The 26,269-nt window shown below is 67.5% G+C and carries 26 protein-coding genes; 17 read left to right on the top strand and 9 right to left on the bottom strand.

Annotated features, from left to right (window positions below; all coding sequences use genetic code 11):
• The 6 genes from D579_RS15370 to D579_RS0112450 all read left to right on the top strand — a co-directional run.
• A partial coding sequence (locus tag D579_RS15370; RefSeq protein WP_231376864.1) for an energy transducer TonB occupies window positions 1-495 on the top strand: 495 nt, incomplete at its 5' end.
• Between the two features lie 42 nt (window positions 496-537).
• Window positions 538-1,287, top strand: coding sequence for a MotA/TolQ/ExbB proton channel family protein (locus D579_RS0112470; RefSeq protein ID WP_018169164.1), 750 nt, complete (start codon window positions 538-540; stop codon window positions 1,285-1,287).
• A gap of 3 nt (window positions 1,288-1,290) precedes the next feature.
• Window positions 1,291-1,707, top strand: a complete 417-nt coding sequence (locus tag D579_RS0112465) for a biopolymer transporter ExbD (protein WP_018145328.1) — start codon at window positions 1,291-1,293, stop codon at window positions 1,705-1,707.
• Entirely contained in the window at window positions 1,704-1,877 is a 174-nt protein-coding gene (gene hemP / locus D579_RS14935) for a hemin uptake protein HemP (RefSeq protein WP_018952201.1), read from the top strand. Before D579_RS0112465 ends, hemP begins: the two co-directional genes overlap by 4 nt.
• Window positions 1,878-2,132: 255 nt before the next feature.
• Window positions 2,133-4,250, top strand: coding sequence for a TonB-dependent receptor domain-containing protein (locus D579_RS0112455; protein WP_018952200.1), 2,118 nt, complete (start codon window positions 2,133-2,135; stop codon window positions 4,248-4,250).
• Between the two features lie 223 nt (window positions 4,251-4,473).
• Window positions 4,474-4,662: a hypothetical protein gene (locus tag D579_RS0112450; protein WP_018145331.1), complete on the top strand. Its 189-nt coding sequence runs from the start codon at window positions 4,474-4,476 to the stop codon at window positions 4,660-4,662.
• 107 nt (window positions 4,663-4,769) lie between these two features.
• Here the strand turns inward: D579_RS0112450 and D579_RS0112445 are convergent, their stop codons facing one another.
• Entirely contained in the window at window positions 4,770-5,048 is a 279-nt protein-coding gene (locus D579_RS0112445; RefSeq protein WP_018952199.1) for a hypothetical protein, read from the bottom strand.
• A 212-nt stretch (window positions 5,049-5,260) separates the two neighbouring features.
• Here D579_RS0112445 and D579_RS0112440 point away from each other — a divergent pair, with 212 nt between their 5' ends.
• Window positions 5,261-5,926: a tetratricopeptide repeat protein gene (locus tag D579_RS0112440; protein ID WP_018175860.1), complete on the top strand. Its 666-nt coding sequence runs from the start codon at window positions 5,261-5,263 to the stop codon at window positions 5,924-5,926.
• Window positions 5,927-5,996: 70 nt separating this feature from the next.
• On the opposite strand, the gene D579_RS0112435 is transcribed toward D579_RS0112440, so the two are convergent.
• The 3 genes from D579_RS0112435 to D579_RS0112425 form a co-directional block, all read right to left on the bottom strand.
• A complete protein-coding gene (locus D579_RS0112435) occupies window positions 5,997-6,428 on the bottom strand; it encodes a hypothetical protein (RefSeq protein ID WP_018952198.1) in 432 nt (143 codons plus the stop codon).
• 50 nt (window positions 6,429-6,478) lie between these two features.
• Window positions 6,479-6,694: a hypothetical protein gene (locus D579_RS0112430; protein ID WP_018145335.1), complete on the bottom strand. Its 216-nt coding sequence runs from the start codon at window positions 6,692-6,694 to the stop codon at window positions 6,479-6,481.
• A 93-nt stretch (window positions 6,695-6,787) separates the two neighbouring features.
• Window positions 6,788-7,924, bottom strand: a complete 1,137-nt coding sequence (locus tag D579_RS0112425; protein WP_018952197.1) for a hypothetical protein — start codon at window positions 7,922-7,924, stop codon at window positions 6,788-6,790.
• 102 nt (window positions 7,925-8,026) lie between these two features.
• Between D579_RS0112425 and D579_RS0112420 the strand changes: the two genes are divergently transcribed.
• From D579_RS0112420 to D579_RS0112410, 3 genes are read left to right on the top strand one after another with little or no spacing between them, the layout of a single operon-like run.
• Complete coding sequence (locus tag D579_RS0112420) at window positions 8,027-8,728, top strand: hypothetical protein (protein WP_018952196.1); 702 nt, start codon at window positions 8,027-8,029, stop codon at window positions 8,726-8,728.
• Complete coding sequence (locus D579_RS0112415; RefSeq protein WP_018145338.1) at window positions 8,721-9,233, top strand: YcgN family cysteine cluster protein; 513 nt, start codon at window positions 8,721-8,723, stop codon at window positions 9,231-9,233. Before D579_RS0112420 ends, D579_RS0112415 begins: the two co-directional genes overlap by 8 nt.
• Window positions 9,234-9,235: 2 nt before the next feature.
• Window positions 9,236-9,721, top strand: coding sequence for a gamma-glutamylcyclotransferase (locus D579_RS0112410; RefSeq protein ID WP_018952195.1), 486 nt, complete (start codon window positions 9,236-9,238; stop codon window positions 9,719-9,721).
• Window positions 9,722-9,905: 184 nt separating this feature from the next.
• Here the strand turns inward: D579_RS0112410 and recN are convergent, their stop codons facing one another.
• Window positions 9,906-11,567, bottom strand: coding sequence for a DNA repair protein RecN (gene recN / locus D579_RS0112405; RefSeq protein ID WP_018952194.1), 1,662 nt, complete (start codon window positions 11,565-11,567; stop codon window positions 9,906-9,908).
• Between the two features lie 4 nt (window positions 11,568-11,571).
• Window positions 11,572-12,450: an NAD(+) kinase gene (locus tag D579_RS0112400; protein WP_018169154.1), complete on the bottom strand. Its 879-nt coding sequence runs from the start codon at window positions 12,448-12,450 to the stop codon at window positions 11,572-11,574.
• Window positions 12,451-12,565: 115 nt separating this feature from the next.
• On the opposite strand from D579_RS0112400, the gene hrcA reads away from it, so the two are divergent.
• The 4 genes from hrcA (at window position 12,566) to dnaJ (ending at window position 17,654) form a co-directional block, all read left to right on the top strand.
• Window positions 12,566-13,624, top strand: coding sequence for a heat-inducible transcriptional repressor HrcA (gene hrcA / locus D579_RS0112395; protein WP_018175854.1), 1,059 nt, complete (start codon window positions 12,566-12,568; stop codon window positions 13,622-13,624).
• Between the two features lie 118 nt (window positions 13,625-13,742).
• On the top strand, window positions 13,743-14,309 hold the full coding sequence (grpE, locus tag D579_RS0112390; RefSeq protein WP_018145343.1) for a nucleotide exchange factor GrpE: 567 nt from the start codon (window positions 13,743-13,745) through the stop codon (window positions 14,307-14,309).
• Between the two features lie 140 nt (window positions 14,310-14,449).
• Window positions 14,450-16,381, top strand: a complete 1,932-nt coding sequence (dnaK, locus tag D579_RS0112385) for a molecular chaperone DnaK (RefSeq protein ID WP_018937233.1) — start codon at window positions 14,450-14,452, stop codon at window positions 16,379-16,381.
• A 124-nt stretch (window positions 16,382-16,505) separates the two neighbouring features.
• Window positions 16,506-17,654 (top strand): molecular chaperone DnaJ, encoded by a 1,149-nt coding sequence (dnaJ, locus tag D579_RS0112380; protein ID WP_018145345.1) that lies wholly within the window; start codon window positions 16,506-16,508, stop codon window positions 17,652-17,654.
• 296 nt (window positions 17,655-17,950) lie between these two features.
• Here the strand turns inward: dnaJ and D579_RS0112375 are convergent, their stop codons facing one another.
• The 3 genes from D579_RS0112375 to epmB form a co-directional block, all read right to left on the bottom strand.
• Window positions 17,951-20,023 (bottom strand): EAL domain-containing protein, encoded by a 2,073-nt coding sequence (locus D579_RS0112375; RefSeq protein ID WP_018952193.1) that lies wholly within the window; start codon window positions 20,021-20,023, stop codon window positions 17,951-17,953.
• Between the two features lie 4 nt (window positions 20,024-20,027).
• Window positions 20,028-21,911: a hypothetical protein gene (locus D579_RS0112370; RefSeq protein ID WP_018952192.1), complete on the bottom strand. Its 1,884-nt coding sequence runs from the start codon at window positions 21,909-21,911 to the stop codon at window positions 20,028-20,030.
• Between the two features lie 89 nt (window positions 21,912-22,000).
• Window positions 22,001-23,044, bottom strand: a complete 1,044-nt coding sequence (epmB, locus tag D579_RS0112365) for an EF-P beta-lysylation protein EpmB (protein ID WP_018952191.1) — start codon at window positions 23,042-23,044, stop codon at window positions 22,001-22,003.
• Between the two features lie 77 nt (window positions 23,045-23,121).
• Here epmB and efp point away from each other — a divergent pair, with 77 nt between their 5' ends.
• The 3 genes from efp (at window position 23,122) to dacB (ending at window position 26,246) form a co-directional block, all read left to right on the top strand.
• Complete coding sequence (efp, locus tag D579_RS0112360) at window positions 23,122-23,685, top strand: elongation factor P (protein WP_026289524.1); 564 nt, start codon at window positions 23,122-23,124, stop codon at window positions 23,683-23,685.
• A gap of 25 nt (window positions 23,686-23,710) precedes the next feature.
• Complete coding sequence (gene epmA, locus D579_RS0112355) at window positions 23,711-24,670, top strand: EF-P lysine aminoacylase EpmA (RefSeq protein WP_018952189.1); 960 nt, start codon at window positions 23,711-23,713, stop codon at window positions 24,668-24,670.
• A 175-nt stretch (window positions 24,671-24,845) separates the two neighbouring features.
• Window positions 24,846-26,246 (top strand): D-alanyl-D-alanine carboxypeptidase/D-alanyl-D-alanine-endopeptidase, encoded by a 1,401-nt coding sequence (dacB, locus tag D579_RS0112350; RefSeq protein WP_018952188.1) that lies wholly within the window; start codon window positions 24,846-24,848, stop codon window positions 26,244-26,246.
• Window positions 26,247-26,269 lie beyond the last annotated feature (23 nt).

Genomic DNA, 26,269 nt, shown 5'->3' with positions numbered 1-26,269 from the left:
CCGGAACCAGAGCCGGAACCAGAGCCGGAACCAGAGCCGGAACCAGAGCCGGAACCAGAGCCGGAACCAGAGCCAGAGCCAGAGCCAGAGCCAGAGCCAGAGCCAGAACCGGAGCCAGAACCGAGTCGTTCGGGCGCGTCCGGGCCGGCCGAAGACCAGGAGCCGGCGACGGAGGCGGCCCCCGGTGGTCCGGTGGGCCAAGAGGACGAGCCCTTCGAGGAGCCGGGGTTCGGGGCGGAGTACCTGAATAACCCGCCGCCGGACTATCCGCGAATCTCGTTGCGCCGAGGGGAGGAGGGTACCGTCCTGCTGCGAGTCCGGGTCTCCGCGCAGGGGCAGCCGCTGGACTGGTCGGTGGAGGAGAGCAGCGGCCACCGGCGCCTGGACGATGCCGCCGAGGCGGCGATCGAGCATTGGGAGTTCGAGCCTGCCCGCCGTGGGGGACGCGCGGTGGAGGGCGTGGTGCTCGTACCGATGGATTTTTCGATTCGATGACAAGGCCGGCGCATGAAGCGCTGCGCAGCCGGGGATGATTGCATGAACGAGTTCGATGTCTTCTACGTGTTTCGCCATGGTGACCCGGTGCTGGTCGCGGTCTTCGCGATCCTGCTGCTGATGTCCGTGGCGACCTGGGCGATTGCCGCGAGCAAGCTGCTGACGCTGATTGGCGTGCGTCGCGACAACCGCGCCGCGTTGGCGGCCTTCGATGCGAGCCAGACGGCGCCGGCCTTCCACGACGCGATCCACGACCAGCGCGGCCCGCTGGCGGTGATCGGTCAGGAGGCGTTTGCCGCGTTCGACGACTACCGCGGTGTGCGCGATGGCTCGGACAAGGCCGAGCAGCGCCTGGACGACCACGTGGTGCGACGGATTCGCCAGGCCATGGACCGGCAGCTGCTGCGCATGCAGGCCGGCAATATCGTGTTCGCCTCGGTCGGGGCGCTGGCGCCCTTTGTCGGACTCCTCGGTACCGTCTGGGGTATCCATGGCGCCCTGATCGACATCTCACAGGAGTCGTCGGTGTCCATGGATCTGGTGGCGGGTCCGCTCGGCGAGGCCCTGGTGGCGACCGCCGCCGGCCTGGCCGCGGCGATCCCGGCGGTGGCCTTCTTCAACATCTTCAATCGCTCCCAGCGCCTGTTGCATCAGGACTTCGAGGCCTTTGCACACGATGTGCATGCGCTGCTGATGCACTCTGACCTGAAGCCCGGCAATGCTCGCGAGGCGCGTGACCGTCGCACCGATCCGCATGCACTGCCGGACGACGGCCTGCACCAGGAGGGCTAAGCCATGGCCTTCGGACGCATGGGCGACACCAGCGAACCAATGTCGGACATGAACGTGATCCCGTTGGTGGATGTGATGCTGGTGCTGCTGGTGATCTTCATCATCACTGCACCGGTGATTACCCACTCGGTGGATCTGGATCTTCCTCAGGCCACCAGCGAGCCGGTGGACGAGCTGCCGGACAGCGTGACGCTGTCCCTGGACGGAAGCGGCGACCTGTACTGGAACAACGAGTCGGTCTCGCTGGAGCGTCTCCCGGCGCGCCTGCGCGAGGCGCTGGAGACACAACCGGACATCGCGATCTATCTGCGCGCGGATCGTGACACGCGTTACGAACGCCTGGCCCGGGTGATGGCCGAGGTGCGCCAGTCCGGGGTGAGCCGCATGGCCTTCGTCTCCGAACCGGAGGGGGAACAATGAATTCCGGAACGCATCCACCCGGCAAGCCGGCTGTCCGCGAGGATCCGGGCCCGCGAGAGATCGCCAGCGAGCAGCTGCTGGGCCCCGCGCGGAAGATCCGCATCTGTCACCGCGGCGAGTGGTACACCCTGCGCCGGACCGCCAACGACAAGCTGATCCTGACCAAGTAAACCCCGTGAAACACCGGCCGCGGTCCACACCGCGGCACCTGCCAGCCAGGGGAGTCCCTCCCTCAGCCAGCCTCCAATCCGTCACCGATCCGCGGCGCCCCGGCGTCCGTGGCGGTGTTGATGCTGGCCAACTCAAGGGAGACAACCATGGCTCGAAACCATCTGGCAAGCCGCCGAATCGCACGACCCGCCGACCACTCGCGCAACTCCGGGGCATGGAGGCGACGTGCCGTCGTACTCGCAATTGCCGGGGCCGTGGGGATTCCCGCGCTGCATGCCGACGAGGCTGCCCCGACAGCCGAATCGGGAGCCGAGGCCCGGCTGGCGCCGGTGCAAATCCTCGGCGATGTGATCGCGACGCAGCGGCTGCCCGGATCGGCGGCCGTGGTGGGGCGCGAACAGCTGGAAACCGAAGGGACCACGGACATCCACCAGGCGCTCAAGACCGTGCCCGGCGTGTATGTGCAAGAGGAAGACGGGGCGGGTCTGCGCCCCAATATCGGGATCCGTGCGGCGCCTCCGGGCCGCAGCAGCAAGGTGACCCTGATGGAGGACAACGTGCTGATCGCCCCGGCACCGTATTCCAACCCGGCGGCCTACTATTTCCCGACCACGATGCGGATCAACGAGATCGAAGTGCTCAAGGGCGCCCCGCTGTTGCGCCACGGGCCGCAGACCACCGGGGGTGTGATCAATCTGGTGTCCACGCCCATCCCCCGGGAACGCGGAGGTTCCATCGAGACGGTGGTGAACGATCGGGGCGGCACCGACGTGCACGCGATGTTCGGGGATCGCTCCGGTGACTGGAGCTACATGGTCGAGACCGTCCAGCGCAGAGGGGCCGGCTTCAAGGATATCGATCGCAGCCACCGCGATACTGGCTACGACATCCAGGACTATGTCGGCAAGCTGCGCTGGGATGGCGAGCGCCAGAGCATCGAGGCCAAGGTCCAGTACTCGGAGGAAACGTCCAACGAGACCTATCTTGGCCTGACCGACGCGGATTTCGCGCGTGATCCCAACCGGCGCTATGGCCTGTCCGGGATCGATCAGATGGAGAACGACCACCTCGGTCTGAGCGTCACGCACGACATCGACTGGTCCGAGCGCGTGCGCATGACCACCACGTTGTACCGCAACGAATTCGCCCGAAACTGGTTCAAGCTGGGCGGAGGTGGCGCATTCATTGACGACGCCAATCGGGGCGATGCGAGCGCGCAACGAATCCTCCGGGGCGAGGACGATGTGGCGGGACTGACTTACCGCAACAACAACCGCGAATATGTCTCCGAGGGCATCCAGACCGAACTGGGCATGGACTTCGGGGACCACTGGCTGCGCGTGGGTGCCCGCTACCACCAGGACGAGATGGATCGCTTCCAGCCGGACGACATCTACGATCAGGTGAACGGTTCCCTCGTCTATCAGGAGACCATCCAGCCGACGGGCAGCAACAACCGGTTCGAGGATGCGCAGGCCTGGAGCTTCTGGCTCGCCGACGAGTGGTACGTCAGTGACCGGCTGACCGCCAACCTGCTGCTGCGCTACGAGGATGTCGAGACCTCGCGGACCCAGTATTCCGACACGCAGCGTAACGTCGTGGATTCGCGGCGCTCCAACTCGAGCAGCGTCTGGCTGCCCGGGGCCTCGCTCACCTACGACTTCACGGACCGCTGGCAACTCCTGGCGGGGGTTCACCGTGGGTTTGCTCCCCTGGGGGGCGGTGCGACCGAAGACCAGGACCCGGAAACCAGCACGAACTGGGAACTGGGCGCCCGGTATCAGGGCGACCATGCGTTTGTCGAGGCGATTGGTTTCTACAGCGATTTCTCCGACTTCGTGCAGAACTGCTCGGTGGCGACGCCCTGCTCGGACGGTTCCACCTCCGGGACCTTCACGACCGGGGAGGCGGTCATCTCCGGACTGGAGTTGCGGGCCTCCACGGGGGTGGATCTGGGATCCTTCCACGCGCCCCTGGAGGCCAGCTACACCTACACCAGCGCCAAGGCCAGCGCGGACAACCCGGCCTCGGGGCAGCAAGAGGGCGATCGCTTGCAGGGGGTCCCGCGCCACCAGTTCAGCCTTCGAGGGGGCCTCGAGCACGCGAGTGGCTGGAACCACTACGCGGTTGTGAAGTACATCGACGCGACCTGCAACAGCGATGGCTGTAACCGGAGCACGGGCGCATTCGACCGCACCGAGTCGCTGACCACGATCGACCTGGTGAGCCAGTATCCCCTGGGCAGGAACACCGACCTCTATGCCCGGGTGAGCAATGTGCTGGATGAGCAACAAATCATCTCCCGCTCCCCGGACGGTGCCCGGCCCAACGAACCGCGTACGTTCTCGGTCGGGTTGACGCATCGGTTCTGAGTCGGTGTCTCTTGCATCGAAGACCGCACCTTCCTCGGGTGCGGTCTTCTTGTATGGGAAACCGGAATCGGCAGCCCGTCACATTCTGGAGGGCGGGTTTCCGGCAGGACGGATCGTATGTCGGGCTTCCGAGTCAAATGCGCCGAGTGTCCCCGGTTCGACGGGTAACTGTCGGGTACTGGGGGCGAAGCGAGAAAGGACCCTTACCGTAAAGGAGAACACCATGTGGAAATCGCGACTGACGATCCTGATGCTTGCCCTGATGATGGCGCTGGGCAGTGCCACCCTCGCGGGGTGTGACAATCAGGGCCCGGCGGAAGAGGCCGGCGAGAACATTGATGACGCCATGGATGATGCGGGCGATTCGATGGAGGATGCCGGCGACGAGATGGAAGATACCTTCAGCAACTGATTTCCTGCCCTGCAGTACGTGAAAGCCCCGGCACGCGCAGCGTGTCGGGGCTTTTTTGTGGCGGACCAGCGCCAGCTGGTCGCCTGGGTGACGGATCCGGGGCAGGATCAGAGGCGGTCGTCACTCTCGGGTTCCAGGGAGCCGCCCTGCTCGTCCATGCCGTCATCCGTCGGGGGCTGCTGCATCTCGCCTTCCGGCGGCTGCTGTTGCTGCATGCCGTCTTGGGGTGGCGGGGCGCTCTGCATGCCGCCTTCACCGGCCTCGGGCTGTTCCTGCATCTGTTGCTCTTCGAACTCGTCCATGCCCATGTCGCCGTCGGAGCAGCCCATCAGGAAGACGAGGGGTGCGATGGCCATGGCGGCCAGGATCTTGGTGGAATGTTTCATGGAAACTCCTGTGTATCCGGGGTGAATGTGAACGGAAAAATGACGTTCAATCCAGTTGACCGGAATACCCCCTCATATGTTGCGAGAAGTTCATCACACTCCACCGTTTCGGTGAGGCGATCGTGGCGCTCATCACGTATCCCCGTGCGGTTTGTCGACGCATCACGAACCCGCCGCTACAGTGATGCCCAGGCAATTCACGGACCGTAGTGATGGCGCAATCCTCCCAACCCGACCCCCTCCTCGATCAGGCCCGCTCGGCCTGGGCCCGGGGCGAACATGACGCTGCGATGACCCTTTGGCGCCAGGGTGCCGAGGCGGGTGATCCGCAGTGCGCGTTTAATCTTGGCGTGCTGCTGGACGAGGGGCAGTACCTGCCCCGGGATCCGCTCGAGGCCGCGCAGTGGTACCAGCGCTCAGCCGAGGCCGGCTTCCCGGATGCGGCCTTCAACCTGGCGGTGCTGTTCGAGCAGGGTGATGGGCCGGAGGCGAATCCCAACGAGGCCGCGCGCTGGTTCCATATTGCCGCCGAGCGCGGGAACGCCCAGGCCATGTTCAATCTGGGGCTCAAGTTCGACGAGGGCCGGGGCCTGCCGCAGGACCCGGAACAGGCGGCACAGTGGTACCTGCTGGCGGCCGAGGCCGGTGAGGGGCGTGGTGCGGCCAATCTCGCGCGTCTGTTCGCGATGGGCGAGGGCGTGGAGCGTTCCGACGTGTCGGCGTTCAAGTGGTATGCGATCGCGGCGGAGATGGGGGTTGCGAGCGCCGCGCGGCACCGCGAGCGGGTCGCTCGCGAGCTGAGCCCGGAGCAGCGCCTGCATGCCGGTGAGCGTGCGCAGGAGTGGTTGCAGGGCCATTCGTCGCCCCGTCTGCAATAGCGGGTCGGGCGCTTGCGCTGGGGTGCCCCTGAGACTGAGAAAGGGGCAAGGCGTTGCGGTTGGCGTTGGGCTAGATCACTACGTTCAGTTCGCGGCGCGGCTCTTCGGCCGGGCCGGCCAGGCTGACCGCGAGTTCCACGCGACGGCGCAGGGCCTCGACACCACCACCGCTCAGCGGGCCGCCGTCCGCCGGCATGGCCTCGGCGGAATCATTGCCGCTGCGGAACGCCTCGATCTGGGCCGCCACGCGGGCGCGGGAGGCCATCTCCTGGTCCGATCGCGGGAAGGCCAGTCCCTGATCCTGTTCGGTATCACCGCGCCGGTTGTCGTCCTGTTCCGGGCGGTCTTCGAACGGCCGGCGGGCCGCGCCGGCCTCCGGATCGTTCAGCGGGCGTTCGAAATCCGCCGGGGTGGAGAGTTGGCCCAGGCCCAGCCGGTCGCTTCCGGTCGGGCGTGTGCCGATCGGTATTGCAGCTGAGGGGTTGGAGACTGGGACTTCCATCGTGTGACTCGTCGAGCCCCCTGATCGTTACGTGGCCTTGTCGCCTGGATTCAGGCGCGCACATCCAGCAGTGAGCCGATCATTCGATCTTCGGCCTGCAGGGTCTTCACCGAGGCCTCGATCTGATTCTGGCTGGCGATCATGCCGACCTGGGCGCCCATGCCCTCGCGACTGCCCGCATTCTCGGTGGCCACCGTATGTGCCTGCTGGCGCATGCTGGTCATGCCCTTCTGAATGCCCGCGAGGGAGGTGCTGCCGTCGATCATCGTTTCGAACTCGTTATGGTTTTCGGTTGCAACCCTACGACCGAATTATAGATCAATTAGTTGCACTTCACCGGAAGCCTATCCAGGAAGGCGTCAGGAGGTGCCGAGCAAGCTTTGCAGGCGGGCTTGAACAGCCTCGCGGGCGCCGGCCTGCCGTGCCTGCCATGCAGCCAGATGCTCGCGGCGAGCCTGCCGATCAATCCCTTCCGCCAGACGGGCAAGCACCTCTTCGGCCACCTGTTCGGGGTCCTCGCCGCGGGCGACCAGGCCGGTGTGTTCGGCCGCGATGCGCAGCCGGGTGGCGGCGTCCGGATGGCGCTCGTGCTGCGCCGGGCCGCAGATCACCGCGCTGCCACAGGCCAGTGGCAGCCCCAGGTCCGGAGGGGTCTCGCTGGCGGCCAGGGTGCCACCCGGCAGGGTCACGTCGGCGCAGGTGTAGGCGGCGTGCAGGGTCTCCGGGTCCTCGATGTAGTAGACCCGGTTCTTGCGCGGCACGAAGGACGTCATGAAGCGGTTGTGGCGGATGATCGGCAGGGAGTACTTGATCGCGTCGCGATAGACCGGCTCGTGGCGTGCCGGGTCGGCCGGGGCCAGCAGCAGGATGGCGGCGCTCTTGCGCAGGACCGCGAACAACACGGCGAAGGCGAAGGCCTCCTCGCCCGGGCCAGTATTGGGCGCCAGCAGGATCGGGTGACCCTTCTCGTGGTACTCGCGAAAACGCTCGCAGAACCCGTCATCTCCGGATGGCGCGGGCGGCAGTTCCACCGCGCCGGCGATCGGATCGCCGATCACCTCGACCGGGCCGGAGGGGGTAGCGGCCTCGCGTGCAGCGAAGACCGCATTCCATTCGACGCCTGCCGCGCCGTCACCCTCGGCATTGATCCAGATGCGTGGCACGTGGACCGCGCCGAGGGCGGGCCCCAGGTCCAGATCGCCAGCGTGCAGGGGGCCGATGACCAGGATGGCGCGCGGTTGCAGGCGCGCCAGACGTGTGGCGGCCAGTTCGGGGCGCATCGCCAGGGCCGGGAGGCCGTCGATCAGGTCCTCGGCCTCGCGGTCCTGGCCACAGTCGGTGACGCCGAGGGCGATGGGGCCGACGGACCCGGCCAGCTCCTGCAGCCAGTCGGCGGCGGTCTCCAGAGTGGCCCGCGGGGCCAGGACCAGGATGCGCCCGCTGCTTTCGCCGGGGACGGAGCGGGCGGTGATCCAGGCAGACAAACGTGCGAACATGGTGGGCTGTTATCCGGTCGTCGGGCGAGCGCCGCATTATACGAGGCGCCGCACAGCGCCCGCCACGGGCGGGCTACATGTTGTCTCTAGGGGAATCGCGGAATGGGCATACGCTGGATCATCGGGCTGGTGGTGATGGGGGTCATCCTGGCCCTGGCCATGTGGGTCTATTCCAACCCGGGCGGGATGCGCAGCCAGCAGTTCTCCGACCTGCCCTGGCAGATCGAGGTGGGGGACCGTCAGCGCACGCGGGTGCTGGGGGTCGTTCTGGGCGAGACCACCATGGCCGATTTGATGCACCGCCTGCCGGTGCCGGATATCCGACTGTTCGTGGACGCGGACGGCTCGCGTTCGCTGGAGGCCTATTACGTGAATGCGCGCATCCCGCCGTTCGAGGCCAATCTGATCCTGCGCCCGGATCTGGACGAGGCCGCGCTGGACCGGATTCAGTCCGAAGTCACCTCCGAGCGCCCGATGCCCAGTGGCGCCCGGCGCTACGGGCTGAGCGACAATGCCCTGACCTCGCTGGGCAATGTGCCGATCGTCGAGATGAGCTATATCCCCCGCGCGCAATGGACCGAGGACCTGATCACCCAGCGCTTCGGCGAGCCCCGCGAGCGGATGCGCATCGCCTCCGATCACAGCTACTGGCTCTACCCCGAGGAGGGGTTGGTTATCCTGGTCCCGCGGCGCGGCCGCGTGCTGATGCATTACGTCACCCAGGACCGCTGGGGGCAGACGGTGGAGCGCCTGCGCGACGAGGGGCGGCGCCGTCTGGGCGAGGATCACGGGGATCATGAGTGAGTCGAACCCGACGGATGACCGCCCGTTCTGGGAGCGCCCGCTCGAGAGCCTGACCCATGCCGAGTGGGAGGCCCTGTGCGATGGCTGCGGGCGCTGCTGCCTGCACAAGCTGGAAGACGAGGACTCGGGCGAGCTCGCCTTCACCTGGCTGGCCTGCGATCTGCTCGACTGCGAGACCGGCTACTGCTCCGACTACGCGAACCGCCGCGACTTCGTGCCGGACTGCATCCAGCTGACCCGGAAGGACCTGCCGCACTATCACTGGCTGCCACCGACCTGCGCCTACCGGCTGCGCTTCGAGGGCCACCCTCTGCCAGCCTGGCATCCCCTGCTGAGCGGCGATCCGGAGACGGTCCGCCGCGCCCGCGTGTCAGTGGCCGGGCGCGTGATCCGCGAGCAGGACGCCCCGGACCTGCCACTGATCGACTACGTCGTGGACTGGCCCGGCGAGGTGCCCGAGTCCGCGCGCCTGTGGCGCCCGGTGGTCCGCCTGCCGCGGGAGTAGCCATGCCGGCGGTGGTGGACCTGTTCGTCTACGGGACGCTCAAGCGCGGTTTTGCCAACCACCGTGCATTCTGCGAGCGGGCCCTCCGGATCCGCCCCGCGTCGATCGAAGGCACGATCTTTGACCTGCCGGTGGGCTACCCGGCCGTACAGATCCCCGGTGACAGCATCCTGCTGGAGGCGGGCCCCGATCCCGTGCGTGATGCAGGCCGCCAGCGGCTCGTCCGGAACCCGGTGCCACCCGGGCGGGCCGGGGATGCCTGCGGCCGCGTCCTGGGCGAATGGATCCGCCTGCCCGACCCGGCCTGCACCCTGCCGCCAGTGGACGCCCTCGAAGGCCTGCGCCGCGACGGCCGTGGGGAATATCGCCGCGCGCTGGTTCCCGCCTGGACGGAGGAGGGACCCCGGGCCCTCTGGGTGTACTGGATGCCGCAATTGCCGCCCGATGCGCGCTACCTGCCGGATGGGGCCTGGCCGGCGCGGTCCTGATCCGGGCGGCGCGTTCATTGTGGTCCCGGGACGCCGGCGGCCCGCTCCGAAAGCGGTAGGATGCGATGAGCGCAGCGAATCGCATCGGGTGGCCCATGGGGTGAGTGCCACGTCTTGAACGATGCGATTCGCTGCGCTCATCGCATCCTGCGGTTTCCCTGGTATTCGTGGTTCCGGGGAGGCGCTAGCCGGCGGAGGCGAGGAGTTCGCGGGCGTGGGTGCGGGTGGTCTCGGTGAGCTGGGTGCCGCCGATCAGGCGGGCCAGGGCCTCCACGCGGCGTTCGTCGTCCAGCGGCTGGATCGCGGTGCGGGTGCCGTCCTTGGCGTGGCTCTTTTGTACCTCCAGCTGGTGGTGCGCCTGGGCGGCGACCTGGGCCAGGTGGGTCACGCACAGGACCTGATGGCGCTCGCCCAGGCTGCGCAGCTTGCGCCCGACCACCTCGGCGACGGCGCCACTGATGCCGCTGTCGACCTCGTCGAAGATCAGCGTGGGCACTGTCTGCTGCTCGCTGGCCAGTACCTGTAGCGCCAGCCCGATGCGCGAGAGCTCGCCGCCGGAAGCGACCTTGGCCATCGGCTGCGGCGCAGCACCGGGGTTCGCGGCCACGCGGAATTCAATGTGGTCCACGCCGTGGGCCTGCGGCTTGTCGGCGGGCTCGACCCCGATCTCGAAGTGGCCGCCAGCCATGCCCAGTTCCTGCATGGTCTCGGTGACCGACTGGCCGATGCGGCTGGCGGCCTTCCGGCGGGCCTGAGTGAGTTTCGTGGCAGCGGCATCGAAGGCCTCGCGGGTCTGTTGTTCGCGGGCCTCCAGGGCCTCGACGGTCTGATCGCCGTTTTCCAGGGCATCCAGTTCCGTTTGCAGTTCATCGAACAGGCCCGGCAGGGCCTCGGGGTCGATCCGGTGCTTGCGCGCCAGGCGCAGGTATTCGCTGACGCGAGTATCCAGCTCGGCGAGGCGTTCCGGGTCCAGCTCGATGCCGTCGGCCAGGCGGCGCAGGTGGTCGCCGGCCTCGTCGATCTGGATGCGGGCGGATTCCAGCAGCTCCACCGCCGGACTGACCCGTTCGTCGTGTTGCGCGGCGTCCTGCAGGGCGTGCAGGACCTGGCCCAGCTGCGTGTCCAGCCCGCTGTCCTCCTCGATCTGCTGGCTGGCGGTCTGCAGGGCGGTGAGTACCTCGGTGCCGTGGGCGAGCTGGTTTTGTTCGGTCAGCAGTCGGGGGTATTCGTCCTGTACCGGGGCCAGCTCGGCCAGCTCTCCGCTCTGGAAGCGCAGCAGGTCGAGGCGGTCGGAGGTGTCGGCCTGGGCCTCGCGTGCCTGGTCCAGGGCGCTCGCCGCAGCGCGCCAGGCGCGGTGGGCCTCGCGGACATCGCCCGTCGGGTTGCCGTCGAGGAAGCCGTCCAGCCAGTGGCGCTGGGTATCGCGCTGCAAGAGCTGCTGATGCGCGTGCTGGCCGTGGATGTCCACCAGCCATTCGCCCAGGGTGCGCAGCTGACCCACCGCGACCGGCCGCCCGTTGATCCAGGCGCGGCTCTTCCCCTGGCGGGTCAGCACGCGGCGCAGCAGGACGTTTTCGTCGTCCGCCGCGGCCAGGTCCTGTTCGGCCAGCCAGGCGCTGGCCGGGCCCTTGGCGGGCAGGGCGAACTCGGCCGACAGATCGGCCTGTTCGGCACCCTCGCGCACCATGCCGGCGTCGGCGCGGTCGCCCAGCAGTTGGCCGATCACGTCGATCAGGATGGACTTGCCGGCCCCGGTCTCGCCGGTCAGGGCGCTCAGGCCGGTGTCCAGCTCCAGTTCCAGCCGGTCGATGATCGCGAAGTCGCGGATGCTGATCAGATGCAACATGGGATCAGGGCTGCTCGCCCCAGCGCAGCTTGGTGCGGAGCACGCGCAGGAAGTGGTGTTCGCGGGGGTGGATCAGGGTCAGGGCCTGTTCGCGGCGATGGATGCGCAGCAGGTCGCCGGGGGCGAAGTCCACGTTCTCCTGGCCATCCAGTGCGACCTGGGCTGGCGAGCGGCTGCCGCTGGACAGGCGGATCTCGATGGTGGAGCGGCCGCTGACGACCAGCGGGCGGTGATTCAGGCTGTGCGGGCAGACCGGCACCAGCACCATCGCGTCCAGCTGCGGGGTCAGGATCGGCCCTCCGGCGGACAGCGCGTAGGCGGTGGACCCGGTGGGGGTCGCGATCACCAGGCCGTCGGCCCGCAGGCGTCCGACGTCCATGCCGTCGATCGCGGTGTCGAATTCGATAATGCGCACCACGCTCAGCACGTGGAGGACGACGTCATTCAGGGCGATCCCGCGGTGGATGGTGACGCCGTCGCGGATCAGCTCGGCCTCGAGCATGGCCCGGGGTTCGCGCTCGAAGGCGCCATCCAGGACCTCGCCCAGTTCCTCCGGGGCGGTGTCGGGGGAGACATCCACCAGGAAGCCGAGCCGGCCGAGGTTGATCCCCAGCAGCGGGGTGTCGGCATCCGCGGTGACGCGGGCCGTGGCCAGCAGTGTCCCGTCGCCGCCGATCACGATGAGAAGGTCTACCGCGTGGGCCAGCTCGTCCAGCGGCAGGAGCCCGACGCTGTCCGGCCGCTCGAAGCCGTCGATCTCCTGTTCCATGAAGACCTGGCGGCCGCGCTCCTGCAGCAGACCCACCAGGGTCGCGACCAGGGGCGCGGTACGCGAGTCGCTGGACTTGCCGACCAGTCCGACCTTGTTGAAGTCTGGCATCATGCCGGCATTATCCGGAAAAGGGACCGCGACTGCACCCGGGGTTTCTTGACCTGATTCCTGCACGATCCAAGACTGAACCCTTTAAGCACTCGACCGAGTGGAGCGCTGACGATCCATGGAAAACGCAACGATCAATCTGGACGCCAGGGCCCGCACCCTGTTGCGGACCCTGATCGAGAGCTATATCCGGGATGGCCAGCCCGTCGGTTCGCGCACCTTGGCCCGGACCTCTGGCCTCAGTGTGAGCGCCGCCACCGTGCGCAACGTGATGGCGGATCTCGAGGATATGGGGCTGATCCATTCGCCGCATACCTCGGCCGGGCGCATACCGACCCCGGCCGGCTACCGGCTGTTCGTCGACAGCCTGCTGGAGGTGCGCAATCCCTCGCCGGAGGATATCCGTGCGATCCAGTCGGGGTTCGATCCGACTGCCAGCACCCAGGACCTGATGGACGCCACCAGCAACCTGCTGTCGCGGGTCACGCGCATGGCCGGGATGGTGCGCCTGCCGCGGCATCGCAACGTGGCGCTCAGTCAGATCGAGTTCCTGCGCCTGGGCGAGGGCCGCATCCTTGCGATCTTGGTGATCGACGGCAAGGAGGTGCAGAACCGGGTACTGGAACTGGACCGTGACTTCAGCCAGGACGAACTTCAGCGCATGGCGAACTACCTGAATGCCCATCTGGCCGGCAAGAGCCTGCATGCGGTGCGCGCCGAGCTGTTACGCGAGATGCGTGACGTGCGCGACGACCTGGACGCAATGATGCTGGCGGCGATCGACCTGGGCGAGAAGGCGGTGGGCGACGAGGACCCGGACGATGTGGTCGTGGCTGGCCAGACCCACCTGCTCGGCTACGAGGAGCTGGCGGACATGGCCCGCCTGCGCCAGTTGCTGGAGGCCTTCAACGAGAAGCAGGAAATCCTCGGCATCCTCGACCAGTGCATCCGCGGCGACCGGGTGCAGATCTTCATCGGCCGCGAATCGGGGCTCGACTGGTTCGAGAACTGTTCGGTGGTGACTGCGCCCTACAGTGTCGACGGCGAGGTGGTGGGCGTGCTCGGGGTGATCGGTCCCACGCGGATGTCCTACGACCGGGTGATCCCGATCGTGGACGTGACGGCCCGCCTGCTGGGCTCGGCGCTGGGCGATCACCCGGTGGATGATTCGAAGTAGCGGGCCCTTGAAACCGGGGGGAATGCCCCCAGCATCCAGATAGACAACCCAATCCACCCTGTCCGCCGGTGATCGGCGCGGCGGGCGATTTTGTTTTTCATTGATTTGCGAGGCCAGCATGTCCGAACAGCGGGAATCCCAGGAACAGCCGGAAGAACTCGAGACCCGGAACGACGAGGCCCCCGAGGCCGAGGGTGGCACGGATGATCGGCTGCAGGAGCTCGAGGCCCTGGCCGAAGAGCGCCGCGACCAGGCCCTGCGGGCCCAGGCCGAGCTGGAGAACCAGCGCCGCCGCTTCGAGCGCGAGCTGGAGAACGCGCACAAGTACGCAATGGAGAAGTTCGCTGCCGAAATGCTGGAGGTGGGCGACTCGCTGGAACTGGGGCTGCAGGCGGCGCGCGAGTCCAAGGATGTCGAGCGCATCATCGAGGGCGCCGAGCTGACCCTGAAGAACCTGACCCGGGTGTTCGAGAAGTTCGGCATCCAGTCCGAGGACCCGACCGGCCAGCGCTTCGATCCGGAGCGTCACCAGGCGATGTCCATGCAGGAAGACCCGGAGAACCCGCCGAACACCGTGGTGGCCACCATGCAGAAGGGGTACCGGTTGCAGGACCGCGTGCTGCGCCCGGCGATGGTGGTGGTCTCCAAGGCGCCGACCTCGCCGAACATCGACGAAAGCGCCTGACACCGTCTTTTCGGGCCGGTTTTCGGGGTATCGGACACGCTGCCCCTTGAAAACCCGGCCCGGGGCCCCAGATTCCCGTACAAGTTGGCAGAGAAACACGCTCTGCAGCGCAAAATTTTTCGCATCAGGAGATTTCAGTCATGGGCAAGATCATTGGTATTGACCTCGGGACCACCAACTCCTGCGTCGCCGTAATGGAAGGCGACCAGGCCAAGGTCATCGAGAACGCGGAAGGCACCCGCACCACCCCGTCCATCGTCGCGTTCAGTGACGACGGCGAGGTGCTGGTTGGCCAGTCCGCGAAGCGCCAGGCGGTCACCAACCCCCAGAACACCGTGTTCGCTTCCAAGCGCCTGATCGGTCGCAAGTTCCAGGAAGACGAGGTCCAGAAGGACATCAAGCTTGTTTCCTACAACATCGTGAAAGCCGACAACGGTGATGCCTGGATCGAGGTGCAGGGCAAGAAGATGGCCCCGCCGGAGATCTCCGCGCGCGTGCTGCAGAAGATGAAGAAGACCGCCGAGGACTATCTCGGCGAAGAGGTTACCGAGGCGGTCATCACCGTCCCGGCGTACTTCAACGACTCCCAGCGTCAGGCGACCAAGGACGCCGGCAAGATCGCCGGGCTCGAGGTCAAGCGCATCATCAACGAGCCGACCGCGGCCGCGCTCGCCTATGGCATGGACAAGCAGCGCGGGGATCGCAAGATCGCCGTGTACGACCTGGGTGGCGGTACCTTCGACGTCTCGATCATCGAGATCGCCGAGGTGGATGGCGAGCACCAGTTCGAGGTGCTGGCGACCAACGGCGACACCTTCCTCGGTGGCGAGGACTTCGACAACCGTCTGATCGACTACCTGGTCGACGAGTTCAAGAAGGACCAGGGCATCGATATCAAGGGCGATCCGCTGGCGATGCAGCGCGTGAAGGAGGCCGCCGAGAAGGCCAAGATCGAGCTGTCCTCCAGCCAGCAGACCGAGGTGAACCTGCCGTACATCACCGCCGACAACACCGGGCCCAAGCACCTGGCGCTGAAGATTACCCGCGCCAAGCTGGAGAGCCTGGTCGATGACCTGGTCAAGCGCTCCATCGAGCCGTGCAAGGTCGCGCTGAAGGATGCCGGCCTGTCCGCCTCCGAGGTGGACGACGTGATCCTGGTCGGTGGCCAGACCCGCATGCCCAAGGTGCAGGAAGCGGTGCAGGCGTTCTTCGGCAAGGAGCCGCGCAAGGACGTGAACCCGGACGAGGCCGTTGCGGTCGGTGCCGCGGTGCAGGCCGGCGTGCTGGGTGGCGACGTCAAGGACGTGCTGCTGCTGGACGTGACCCCGCTGTCGCTCGGGATCGAGACGATGGGTGGCGTGATGACCAAGCTGATCGAGAAGAACACCACGATCCCGACCCGGGCCAATCAGGTGTTCTCCACCGCCGAGGACAACCAGACGGCGGTGACCGTGCACGTGCTGCAGGGTGAGCGCGACATGGCCAGCGCCAACAAGTCGCTGGGTCGCTTCGACCTGCAGGACATCCCGGCCGCGCCGCGTGGTGTGCCGCAGATCGAGGTCACCTTCGACATCGACTCCAACGGCATCCTGAACGTCTCGGCCAAGGACAAGGCGACCGGCAAGGAGAACAAGATCGTCATCAAGGCCTCCTCCGGCCTGTCCGACGAGGAAGTCGAACAGATGGTCAAGGACGCCGAGGCCCACGCCGAGGACGACAAGAAGTTCCAGCAGCTGGTCCAGGCGCGCAACCAGGCTGATGGCCTGGTGCATTCGGCCGAGAAGTCCCTGAAGGATCTGGCAGACCAGGTTTCCGACGACGAGCGCACCGCGATCGAGTCGGCGGTGGCCGAGACCAAGACCGCGATGGAAGGCGACGACCCCGAGGCCATTGAGCAGGCCGCGCAGAAGCTGGCCGAGGTCTCCGGCAAGCTGGCCGAGAAGGCCTATGCCCAGGGCGCGGACGCCGCGGGCGAGGCCGGGGCCGAGCAGGCCGAGGGTGGCCAGCAGGGCGACGATGTCGTGGACGCCGAGTTCGAGGAAGTCGACGACGACCAGAAAAAGCAGGGCTGATGCCACAGCCGGCGGGACGCTATGGCGTCCCGCCGGAACTGTTTGAACGCCGCGCCCGGGGTACTCGTTACTCCGGGCGTTTGCGTGAAGGCATTCCGCGTTCGCGCGCACGAATCAGCAGGGAATGACCATGTCACAACGCGACTATTACGAGGTGCTGGGCGTCTCCAAGGACGCCTCGGCCGCCGATATCAAGAAGGCCTTTCGCCGCCTGGCGATGAAGCACCACCCCGACCGCAACCCCGGGGATGCGGAGGCCGAGGCCAAGTTCAAGGAGGCGCGCGCCGCCTATGACGTCCTCAGCGACGACCAGAAGCGCGCCGCCTACGACCGTTACGGCCATGCCGGCGTGGACGGCTCGGCCGGGGGCTTTGGCGGGGGCGCCGGGGCCTCCAACTTCAGTGACATCTTCGAGGACATCTTTGGCGATATCTTCGGAGGTGGCGGGGGCGGCCGCGGGCAGCGGGCCTATCGTGGCTCCGACCTGCAGTACAACCTGGACCTGACCCTGGAAGAGGCCGTGTTCGGCACCGAGGTGAAGGTCCGTATCCCGACCACCGTCAGCTGCGAGGCCTGTGATGGCTCGGGCGCCGAGCCGGGGACCTCGCCGGAGACCTGCCCGACCTGTAATGGGGTCGGCCAGGTGCGCATCCAGCAGGGCTTCTTCTCGGTGCAGCAGACCTGCCCGCGTTGCGAGGGCGCGGGCAAGGTCGTCTCCAGCCCCTGCAAGTCCTGCCACGGCAAGGGTCGAGTGCAGGAGCAGAACACCCTGGACGTGAAGATCCCGGCCGGGGTGGACAGCGGTGACCGCATCCGCCTGGGAGGCCAGGGCGAGGCCGGCATGAACGGCGGCCCGCCGGGTGATCTGTACGTGCAGGTGCGGGTCAAGCCGCACAAGTTGTTCCGGCGCGAGGGCTCGGATCTGCACTGCGAGGTGCCGGTGTCGTTCGCCACGGCCGCTCTGGGCGGCGATTTGGAAGTGCCGTCGCTGGATGGCCGGGTCAAGCTGAAGGTCCCCGCGGAGACCCAGACCGGCAAGCAGTTCCGGGTCGGTGGCAAGGGCGTGAAGTCCGTGCACGGCGGTGGGGTCGGTGACCTGATCTGCCGCGTGGTGGTGGAGACGCCGATCAACCTGACCAAGGAGCAGAAACAGCTCCTGCGCCAGTTCGAGGAGTCCACCCAGGCTGGCGGTACCAAGCACAGCCCGCAGGCTCACTCCTGGCTGGACGGTGTTAAGGGGTTCTTCGAGGACCTGAACTTCTGGTCCAAGTAGTCCCGCAGGGCAAGGACGATGCTTCGCACAGGCCCCGGTTTTCACCGGGGCCTGTTGCGTTGGGGGCGTGCTCAGCCCTCCATGCAGCCCCTCGCTCTGCGGACTCGATTTTCGTGCCAGACGACAGACACGGGGTTCACGGAGGAAAACGCTGTGCAGGAAGACGGGATGGGCGGCGGCATAAGCGCCGCCGGTTCCTCACACCCCTGGATCTAGCTGTGAATCGCCCTTGATCTGCCCGGCGCCGTGTCCCCTGCGCGTTCTGTGGGAGAAGCCGGAGTCCGCGAGATGGGGGCTCAGGTCGAGGTGAAATCGAAGGTGGGGGCGGGCATCGGTGCCTGCAGGAAATAGCCCTGAACGAGGTTCACGTTCAGGCTGTAGAGCACGGCGAGCACGCCGGCGTCCTCGACATAGGGCACGATGACCTGCTTGCCCTTGGCATGCGCGGCATCGGTATGTTCGCGGATCAACTGCTGGTTCTCCTCGCTCTCGGCCAGGTTCTTCACGTAGGACGGGTCCAGCTTGATGTGATCCGCCTCCAGGTGCTGCAGGAGCTGGAACGGGTTCAGGCCGCTGCCGAAGTCGTCGATGCACAGATGGCCGTGCATTTCCTGCAGCCCGCGGGCGACGTGGATCGCCGGCTTCAGGTGGGTAACCACGGTGGGTTCCTTCAGCTCGACGACCACGTTGTCGGCGGGGATGCGCATGCCGTGCAGGTCGTCGTGCAGCCAGCTGACCACGGAGGGGTCGCCCAGGGAGCCGTTGGTCAGTTTGAGGAAGAACTGGGTGGTCGGGTCTTTCTTCAGCTGTTCCGCCAGCATCTGCAGCGCAGTCTTCAGGACCCAGCGGTCGATGGGTGCCGCCATCTCGGTGCGCTCGGCACTGGGCAGGAAGGCATCCGGCTCGTGGATATGCCCCTCGGCGTCACGCAGGCGCACGAAGACCGAGTAGCGCGGGCGATCGGCACCGTGCAGGTTCACGATCGGCTGATACAGCAGTTCCAGGCGATCGTGTTCCAGGGCGTCCTGAATGCGCAGCTTCCACTGCTGGTCGTTCTGCGCCTGGGTCATCTCGCCCTCTGCGGGACGGAAGAAGCGGTGGTTTCCGCCCCCGGCCTCCACGGCCTCTTGCAGGGCGCGGTCGGCGTGGGTCAGCAGTTCTTCGGTATCCACCGCCGTCTCGTCGGCGATCACGATGCCGGCCGACAGGCTGCAGTTGGTCGAGGCGTTGCCGAGTTCGAAGACACGTCCGGTGACTGCTTCCATCAGACCGTGGATGCGGGCCTCCACCTCGTTGCGCCGGGTGTCGGGGACCACGATCCCGAAGTGCTCGGCCTCCAGGCGTGCGGCGATGGCCGGGTCGGGAAAGTGATCCTCGATCAGCTTGCCGATATCGGCAAGCAGCAGATCGCTCGCGGACATGCCGACGTTGGCCCGGATCTCGGGGAAACGGTCCACCGCAAGGGTGACCAGGGCGAAGGGCTTTTCCGATTGCGCGGCCTGGCTCTGCGCGGTCTCGATCATCCCGGAGAAGTGCTGGCGGTTGTAGAGCCCGGTGACCAGGTCACGCTGGGAGAGGTAGTCGATCTTCTCGGCCAGCTCCGGGTCCTCCTGGGCCGAGTCCAGCAGTACCTGGGTGCAGGCCTCCCCCTCGACGCTGGCGGTGGACAGACGCAGGTTGGCCTCGAACGGCGTGCCGTCAAACGCCTGCAGCTGGAAGGCCTGATGGGTCTGGTCACCTTCCTCGCCACTCTGGAAGCGGCGCAGCAGGCCCTTCAGTTCGTCGCGGCTCTCCGGGGCGATCAGGTCCATCAGCGGCAGGCCTTCCACTTCCTCCGGATCGGCAATCCCGAAGCGCTCGCGCCAGGACGCGTTGGCATAGATGTGCATGCCCTCGTGGACGTAGGCGATGGCGTCGCGCGAGTTGTCCAGCAACAGTTGGCAGCGGCGTTCGGACTCCTGCAGCGATGCGTCCATGCGCCCCATCCGCTGGCGCAGCTGGAACTGCTCGGCAGCGCGCACCGCAAGGATGCCGGCCAGTTCGTGCAGTTCGTGATCGACGACGGCATAGGCGCCGGCCTCGTAGTCGTCTATGCGCGCGGGTTCGGGACGCTCGGTCATGATGACCAGCGGGGTGCGTCGACCGGATGCGTGCAGCGCCGCGTCGACGTGTTCCCGGGTCAGGGCCAGGCCGGGTTCGATCAGGACGATCACGTCGAAGCGCCGGCCCTCCAGCGCCTCGGCCAGGGCGTCGCTACCGGATACCTGCTCCGGTCGGATCGCGCTGCCGCGGGTCCGGATACTGCTGATGACCTCTTCAGCCCGGTTCGGGTTGCTGGTCACGAAGAGCGTGCGAATCGTTTCGTTCATGGGGCTAGTCGTCGCGGTTGCGGGTGGTGAATGGCGGTCCGTCGTCATCCGCGATGGCCGGTCCGTCGGCGGTGTCGGGTGTCTCGCCAGCCGGTTGGCGGACCTCCAGGGCCGTCATGCGGCACCCGACCTCGGTAAACAGCGTAGTGCCCGTGCGCTCGCTGTCCAGTTCCAGAACACGGGCGCGCCTGTTCAGCCAGCAGACGACACGTTGTTCATGATCGAACACCTGCGCCGGCAGGAACAGTACCGCCCCGTCGGCATCGGTGCGCTGCGGGGCGAACAGTCCTGATTGCGGGACCCCCGCCGCCATGCCATTGCGGAAATCCTGAATTTGCATGGGCAGGCAGCGATCGGCGAGAAATTCCACGCCGATGCTGATCAGGCTGCCGGCCTGGTCGTCGAAGCGAATCCAGCGCAGGACCCCGATGGTCCAACGATGACCATCCACGGCCCGCAAGCCGACGAGATCCCCGATCAGCAAGGGCTGTTGGGGGCTGTCCAGGCGCAGACGCACGCCGCCGGCGCCGATGTCGTCCACCTGCCAGTGTTCCGGGGGGTGACGCTTGGTGATCGGCCCCGTGGGTTCATCGCGGGCGGCGATCTCGAGCCCGCGCCCGACATCCTCCCAGGCGGTCGCGGCGGTATTCGGCGAGTCGTCCGCAAGTGGCTGCAGGTCACGCTCGCGGACGGAACGGTGCGGGCTGTCTACCAGGGCGAGATCCGAACCGCGCAGCGCGGCCTTCGACATTTCGAACACGCTGACGCCGCGGTCGCGTTCGTGCAGGGATTTCAGGCCGGTCTCCGGCGCTTCCGCTGCCCCGGTGGTCTCGATCTCGGCCTCACGCCGGCTGCCCATCTCCATCAGCAGAAAATCATGGATACGTTCCAGGCCCATCACGCAGATCCGCTGCAGGTCGCTGGCGCTTTCGCGACTGTGACGGCGGGTCGGCAGGTTCGACCACAGGCGCAACAAGTGTTCGGCCAGCGGCTGTCCCTCGCCGCGGCCGCGCGGTTCCAGGTCGTCGGGGCGTTCACGAAGGGCGTCCAGCGCCGGCGTCAGCTCAATAAAGCAGGCGGGTTCGGTGGCCGGCGTCCCGCGCAGGGCCAGGCCCGGGGCGTGGTCGCGGTCGAGATCGCAGCGCAGCACGGGAAGGTCGGGGTGTTGTTCCGGGTCGGGGGCGGGGGTGCAGGCAAGGGGCAGGGTGTTGGCCCAGCGAGCCAGCAAGTCCATTTCGCCCATCTTCATCGCATTGGGGTCGGTGCTGCCCAGTATCATCAGCCGTGCGCTCATGGCTTCGATGCGGTCCACCTCCAGCGGGCCGAAGCGCTTGTCGGTGGCGGGCCGCTCGTCGGCGATTCCCTGCTCACGCGCGAGGCGCAGCACATCGAACAGCCGCTGCCAGTGGCCCGGCGGCACGGACTGGTACAGCCGCCAGTGGTGCATGCTCAGGGTCCCAAGCAGTGCGACTGCGGCCTGCAGGGGCGCCGTCAGGCGTTCCGCATGCCGGTTGTTGTGCGGGTCCACGCGTTCGCGGACCACCAGCAGCTCCGCGGTGAGGAGGGCGCGCACAGCGGCGTTGTAAACATCGGCACGCTTGCGGCTGCGGTTCCCCAGCGGCAGGGGCCGCTGGCGCAGCAGTCGCTCCATGGCCGGGAGTAGCGGCAGGAGATGATCTTCCAGTATTGCGACCAGCGTGGCTCGGGTTCCGGGGCGAAGTACGATCGCGTTCAGCCCGTCGAGGGCCTCGCGGATGCGCTGGATGCCGAGCTCCGGCTCGCTGCCGGGAAGCTCCGCACACCAGGCGTCCAGTGCTTGCGGGGTCTGGTGGGGGAAGCTGTCGGGACCGGCCGGTTGGGTGGGCAGCTCGGGCAGGGCTTGCAGCATGGGCGTGTCCAGTGGTTGCTGGGCCGGTTGCAGGATTCTGGCGCTACTTTAGCAGCAAACCGCGCAATCGGTGTGGGTGCCAGTGGGGCTCATTCATGCGCAGGAAACGGTGTCTGCAGGGTCTTGCCGGGTTCTCCGGCGATCTCGCGCGCCAGTCGCGGGACCAGGTAGCCCGGCAGGCGGGCGTGCAGGGCGCGGTAGAGTTCGCGCGCGCGGGCGTCTGGTACCTCGAAGTGGGCTGTGCCGCGGGTGCGGTCGAGCTGGTGCAGGTAGTAGGGCAGCACGCCCAGGCGGAAGCCGGCCTCCTGGAGTTCAATCAGGGTCTCGGTGTCGTCGTTGATGCCGGCCAGCAGTACCGCCTGGTTGAGGAGCGTGACCCCGGCGGCGCGCAGGCGATCGATCGCGGCATCGGCCGGTGCGGCGAACTCGCGCGGGTGATTCGCGTGCAGCACCAGGATGTGCTGCAGACGGCCCTTGCCGAGCCAGGCCAGCAGGCGGTCGTCGACCCGTTCCGGCAGCACCACCGGCAGGCGTGTGTGGATGCGCAGGCGCTCGAGGTGCGGGATGTTTCCGAGCCGGTCCGTCAGCCGTTCCAGGCGGGTATCCGACAGGCTCAGCGGGTCGCCGCCGCTGAGGATGACCTCGCGGATGTCCGGATGCGCGGCAATGTAGTTCAGCGCGGGTTCCCAGTCGTCCCGGGCCGGATTGTGGTCGGCATAGTCGAACTCGCGGCGGAAGCAGTAACGGCAGTGGATGGCGCAGGCCCCGGTGGTCAGCAGCAGGGCACGGCCGTGGTACTTGTGCACCACGCCGGGGGCGGCCAGCGCGTTGTGGTCGCCGACCGGGTCACTGACGAACCCCGGGGACTCGAGGGCCTCGCGCGCATCCGGCAGGGCCTGCAACAGCAGGGGATCCCGTGGGTCGCCGGGGCGGATGCGGGCCAGGTAGCTTTCCGGGAGGCGGGTGCGAAACAGCCGGTGCCCGGCCTGCATGCCCGGCAGGGCCTCGGGCGGCAGTCCCAGGCGTGCGGCCAGGGTCTCGGGATCGGCGATCGCGCGCGCAAGCGCCTGCTGCCAGGCCGGCGTGGATGCCGGCTCGGGTGGCTGGGTTCCGCGCGGCTCGCGCGTTATCATGACGGGCTTTGTGGGCATGAATCGTTTCCGGACGGGGCGGCATGTCCGCGCCACGCATCATCGAGGAACAGCGCGCAATGGCAACCTACAGTACCAACGAATTCAAGGCCGGTCTCAAGCTCCTGCTGGACGGCGACCCGCAGGCCATCGTGGAGAACGAGTTCGTCAAGCCGGGCAAGGGCCAGGCCTTCAGCCGGGTCAAGCTGCGCAATCTGCGTACCGGCCGGGTGCTGGAGAAGACCTTCAAGTCCGGCGAGTCGGTGGAGGCCGCCGACGTGATGGATACCGAGATGCAGTATCTCTACAACGATGGCGAGTTCTGGCACTTCATGGTGCCGGACACCTTTGAGCAGTATGCCGTCGGCGAGGCCGCACTGGGTGATTCCGGGCAGTGGCTGAAGGAGCAGGATCTTTGCACCGTGACCTTGTGGAACGGCGAGCCGCTGTCGGTGGTGCCGCCGTCCTTCACCGAGCTGAAGATCACCCAGTGCGATCCGGGCCTGCGCGGTGACACCGCGCAGGGCGGCACCAAGCCGGCCACGCTGGAAAGCGGCGCGGTGGTCAAGGTTCCGTTGTTCGTCGAAGAGGGCGAGACGGTGAAGGTGGATACCCGCAACGGCGAGTACGTCTCGCGCGTGTGAGCCGGACCCCGGCAGGCCCTGCGACATGACCGACTGGCGTCCGGGTGCGGCGCCGGCCCGCGCGGCGCGCGCCCGCCTCCTGGCCGGGCTGCGGGCGTTCTTCGCGGCCCGCGGGGTGCTCGAGGTCGAGACCCCGATCCTGAGCCGGGGCGCGCCGCAAGATCCAATGCTGGAGAGCTGGGAGGCACAGGCCCCCGGCGGCGAGCGCGGCTACCTGCAGACCTCGCCGGAGTACCCGATGAAGTGCCTGCTGGCGGACGGCGCCCCGGATATCTACCAGATCGCACGGGTGTTCCGCGGGGGTGAATCCGGCCCGCGGCACAACCCCGAATTCACTCTGCTGGAGTGGTATCGCCTGGGCCTGGACCACCACGCACTGGCGCGCGAGGTGGTGGCCTTGATCGCGGATCAGGCCGCGAAGTCTCCCGACTGGCACGCGCCCCGGGGGTGCGAGGCGATCGCCTATGCCGATCTGTTTCGCTCGACTTTGGGGGTGGACCCGGCGGAGACGAATGCCGCGGAGCTGGAACGGGTCGCGGGGGACCACGGGCTGGTCATCCGCGGCGGGCTGGATCGGGATGGCTGGCTGGATGCCCTGATCAGCCTGGTGATCGCGCCGGGCTTCCCGCCGGACCGGCTGACAATCCTGTTCGACTACCCCGAGAGCCAGGCCGTCCTCGCGCGCCCCTGCGCGGACCGGCCGGGCTATGCCGCCCGTTTCGAGCTCTACTGGGGCGACCTGGAGCTGGCCAACGGCTATCACGAGCTGACCGACCCCGCAGTGTTTCGCCAGCGCCGCGAGCGGGACATCGCTCAGCGCCGCGCGCGCGGCCAGCCCCTTCCGCCCGTGGACGATCACCTGGAGGCGGCGCTGGAGTCGGGTCTGCCGGACTGCGCGGGCGTAGCCCTGGGCGTGGACCGGCTGTTGATGCGTCTGTTGGGGGTGTCGCGTATCGATCAGGTGATCGATTTCCCCTGGGCGTGACGAAGCCCACCCGGAGGGCTTGTCGCGGCCGGGATGGCGGCACACTATAGGGGCCGTTGCCGAAGGCTCTCATGCAGGATGGCTGGTCTCAATGTCCCCTTGTCGTTTTTCGCGTCGCCCCGGGCCCCGGTCCGGACCTTCCTGGTGTTTCGTAGCCGTCGCTCTGATCCTCTTGTTGTGGCTGGCACCGCTGGCCGCACAGGCCCAGTTCGAGCATCTCCCGGGACCGCTGCAGCGGGCGATCGAGAGCCAGCGTCTGCCGCCGGCAAATGTGGGCCTGTGGGTGCAGCGGATGTCCGATGGCGCGGTCCTCGCGCGCCTGAATGCCGATCAGCCGTACAACCCGGCCTCCACCATCAAGCTGGCCACCTCGCTGGCGGCCTTGCACGAGTTGGGGCCCGAGTACACCTGGACCACCGAGGTGTGGGCTACGCGACCGGTGCGCGACGGTGTGTTGCGCGGCGATCTGGTGATCCGTGGGACCGGCGACCCCGGCATGGTCAGCGAGGAGCACTGGCGCATGCTGGGGCAGTTGCGTCAGACCGGGCTGCGGCGCATCGAGGGCAACGTCATCCTCGACGCCTCGCATTTCGAACTGCCTCCGGGCCATCCGGCCGCATTCAATGACCAGCCGCTGCGGGCCTACAACCAGCTGCCCTATGCCCTGCACGTAAACGCCAACGCCCAGCGCTTCCGTGTGCGGCCGGAGCGGCATGGGAACGGGATTGACGTGACCGTGGATCCGCCGCTGCCGGGGCTGACGATCGAGAATCGCCTGCAGCCGTCGCGTGGCAGCTGCGGGGCCTGGCAACGGGGCATTCGCTTTGACGCCGACCCCGAGGCACAACGCGTGACCCTGTCCGGCGAGTACCCGGTTAACTGCGGGGACTACGAACTGCTGCGGACGGTCCTGACGCCGGAGGCCAATCACGCCGAGATGTTCCGTCTGCACTGGTCGCAGTGGGGCGGTGAGCTGACCGGCGACATTCGCCCCGGCGTGCTGCCGGTGCTGTACGACGAACCGATCCTGCGCCATACCTCGCGGCCGCTGGCGGATCTGATCCGGGTCTCCAACAAGTGGAGCTCCAACGTGATGACCCGCCACCTGCTGCTGACCCTGGGGGCGCGTCACTTTACCCCGCCGGCCACGCTGGAGAAGGGTCAGCAGGCCCTGCTGGAGTCGCTGCGCGGGTTGGGGGTCGAGGTGGGTGGCATGGTGGTCGACAACGGGTCGGGGCTCAGCCGCGACACCCGCATGACCGCGCGCCAGCTGGGCCAGATCCTCGAGGGCGGATGGCAGCACTCTCACCGTCCGGAATTCCAGTCCTCCCTGGCCCTGGCCGGGCTGGACGGGACCCTGCGCAATCGCTTCCGCAACGGCAGCCAGCGCGACCTGCGCGGGCAGATGCACCTGAAGACGGGGCACCTCAACGAGGTCTCTGCGGTCGCCGGCTACGTGCGCACGCAAGGCGGGGACGACCTGGCCGTGGTGGTGCTGGTCAACGACCCCCGCGCGCATCAGGGCCTCGGTCGGAACCTGCAGGATGCCGTCCTGGAGTGGGCCCACCGCCTTTGACGCCCGGCGTTTATCCACCACGA

The organism is Thioalkalivibrio sp. AKL12, from assembly GCF_000377925.1.
In the GTDB taxonomy this organism is placed as follows: Bacteria; Pseudomonadota; Gammaproteobacteria; order Ectothiorhodospirales; family Ectothiorhodospiraceae; genus Thioalkalivibrio; species Thioalkalivibrio versutus.
Note: the sequence above shows the minus strand (reverse complement) of the source record. Positions and strands in the feature narration are given on the sequence as shown.

Excerpts from the sequence above, each read along its gene's own strand:
- D579_RS0112470 (WP_018169164.1), top strand. The coding sequence starts at position 538 with ATGAACGAGTTCGATGTCTTCTACGTGTTTCGCCATGGTGACCCGGTG.
- D579_RS0112465 (WP_018145328.1), top strand. The coding sequence starts at position 1,291 with ATGGCCTTCGGACGCATGGGCGACACCAGCGAACCAATGTCGGACATG.
- hemP (WP_018952201.1), top strand. The coding sequence starts at position 1,704 with ATGAATTCCGGAACGCATCCACCCGGCAAGCCGGCTGTCCGCGAGGAT.
- D579_RS0112450 (WP_018145331.1), top strand. The coding sequence starts at position 4,474 with ATGTGGAAATCGCGACTGACGATCCTGATGCTTGCCCTGATGATGGCG.
- D579_RS0112445 (WP_018952199.1), bottom strand. The coding sequence starts at position 5,048 with ATGAAACATTCCACCAAGATCCTGGCCGCCATGGCCATCGCACCCCTC.
- D579_RS0112440 (WP_018175860.1), top strand. The coding sequence starts at position 5,261 with ATGGCGCAATCCTCCCAACCCGACCCCCTCCTCGATCAGGCCCGCTCG.
- D579_RS0112435 (WP_018952198.1), bottom strand. The coding sequence starts at position 6,428 with ATGGAAGTCCCAGTCTCCAACCCCTCAGCTGCAATACCGATCGGCACA.
- D579_RS0112430 (WP_018145335.1), bottom strand. The coding sequence starts at position 6,694 with ATGATCGACGGCAGCACCTCCCTCGCGGGCATTCAGAAGGGCATGACC.
- D579_RS0112425 (WP_018952197.1), bottom strand. The coding sequence starts at position 7,924 with ATGTTCGCACGTTTGTCTGCCTGGATCACCGCCCGCTCCGTCCCCGGC.
- D579_RS0112420 (WP_018952196.1), top strand. The coding sequence starts at position 8,027 with ATGGGCATACGCTGGATCATCGGGCTGGTGGTGATGGGGGTCATCCTG.
- D579_RS0112415 (WP_018145338.1), top strand. The coding sequence starts at position 8,721 with ATGAGTGAGTCGAACCCGACGGATGACCGCCCGTTCTGGGAGCGCCCG.
- D579_RS0112410 (WP_018952195.1), top strand. The coding sequence starts at position 9,236 with ATGCCGGCGGTGGTGGACCTGTTCGTCTACGGGACGCTCAAGCGCGGT.
- recN (WP_018952194.1), bottom strand. The coding sequence starts at position 11,567 with ATGTTGCATCTGATCAGCATCCGCGACTTCGCGATCATCGACCGGCTG.
- D579_RS0112400 (WP_018169154.1), bottom strand. The coding sequence starts at position 12,450 with ATGATGCCAGACTTCAACAAGGTCGGACTGGTCGGCAAGTCCAGCGAC.
- hrcA (WP_018175854.1), top strand. The coding sequence starts at position 12,566 with ATGGAAAACGCAACGATCAATCTGGACGCCAGGGCCCGCACCCTGTTG.
- grpE (WP_018145343.1), top strand. The coding sequence starts at position 13,743 with ATGTCCGAACAGCGGGAATCCCAGGAACAGCCGGAAGAACTCGAGACC.
- dnaK (WP_018937233.1), top strand. The coding sequence starts at position 14,450 with ATGGGCAAGATCATTGGTATTGACCTCGGGACCACCAACTCCTGCGTC.
- dnaJ (WP_018145345.1), top strand. The coding sequence starts at position 16,506 with ATGACCATGTCACAACGCGACTATTACGAGGTGCTGGGCGTCTCCAAG.
- D579_RS0112375 (WP_018952193.1), bottom strand. The coding sequence starts at position 20,023 with ATGAACGAAACGATTCGCACGCTCTTCGTGACCAGCAACCCGAACCGG.
- D579_RS0112370 (WP_018952192.1), bottom strand. The coding sequence starts at position 21,911 with ATGCTGCAAGCCCTGCCCGAGCTGCCCACCCAACCGGCCGGTCCCGAC.
- epmB (WP_018952191.1), bottom strand. The coding sequence starts at position 23,044 with ATGATAACGCGCGAGCCGCGCGGAACCCAGCCACCCGAGCCGGCATCC.
- efp (WP_026289524.1), top strand. The coding sequence starts at position 23,122 with ATGGCAACCTACAGTACCAACGAATTCAAGGCCGGTCTCAAGCTCCTG.
- epmA (WP_018952189.1), top strand. The coding sequence starts at position 23,711 with ATGACCGACTGGCGTCCGGGTGCGGCGCCGGCCCGCGCGGCGCGCGCC.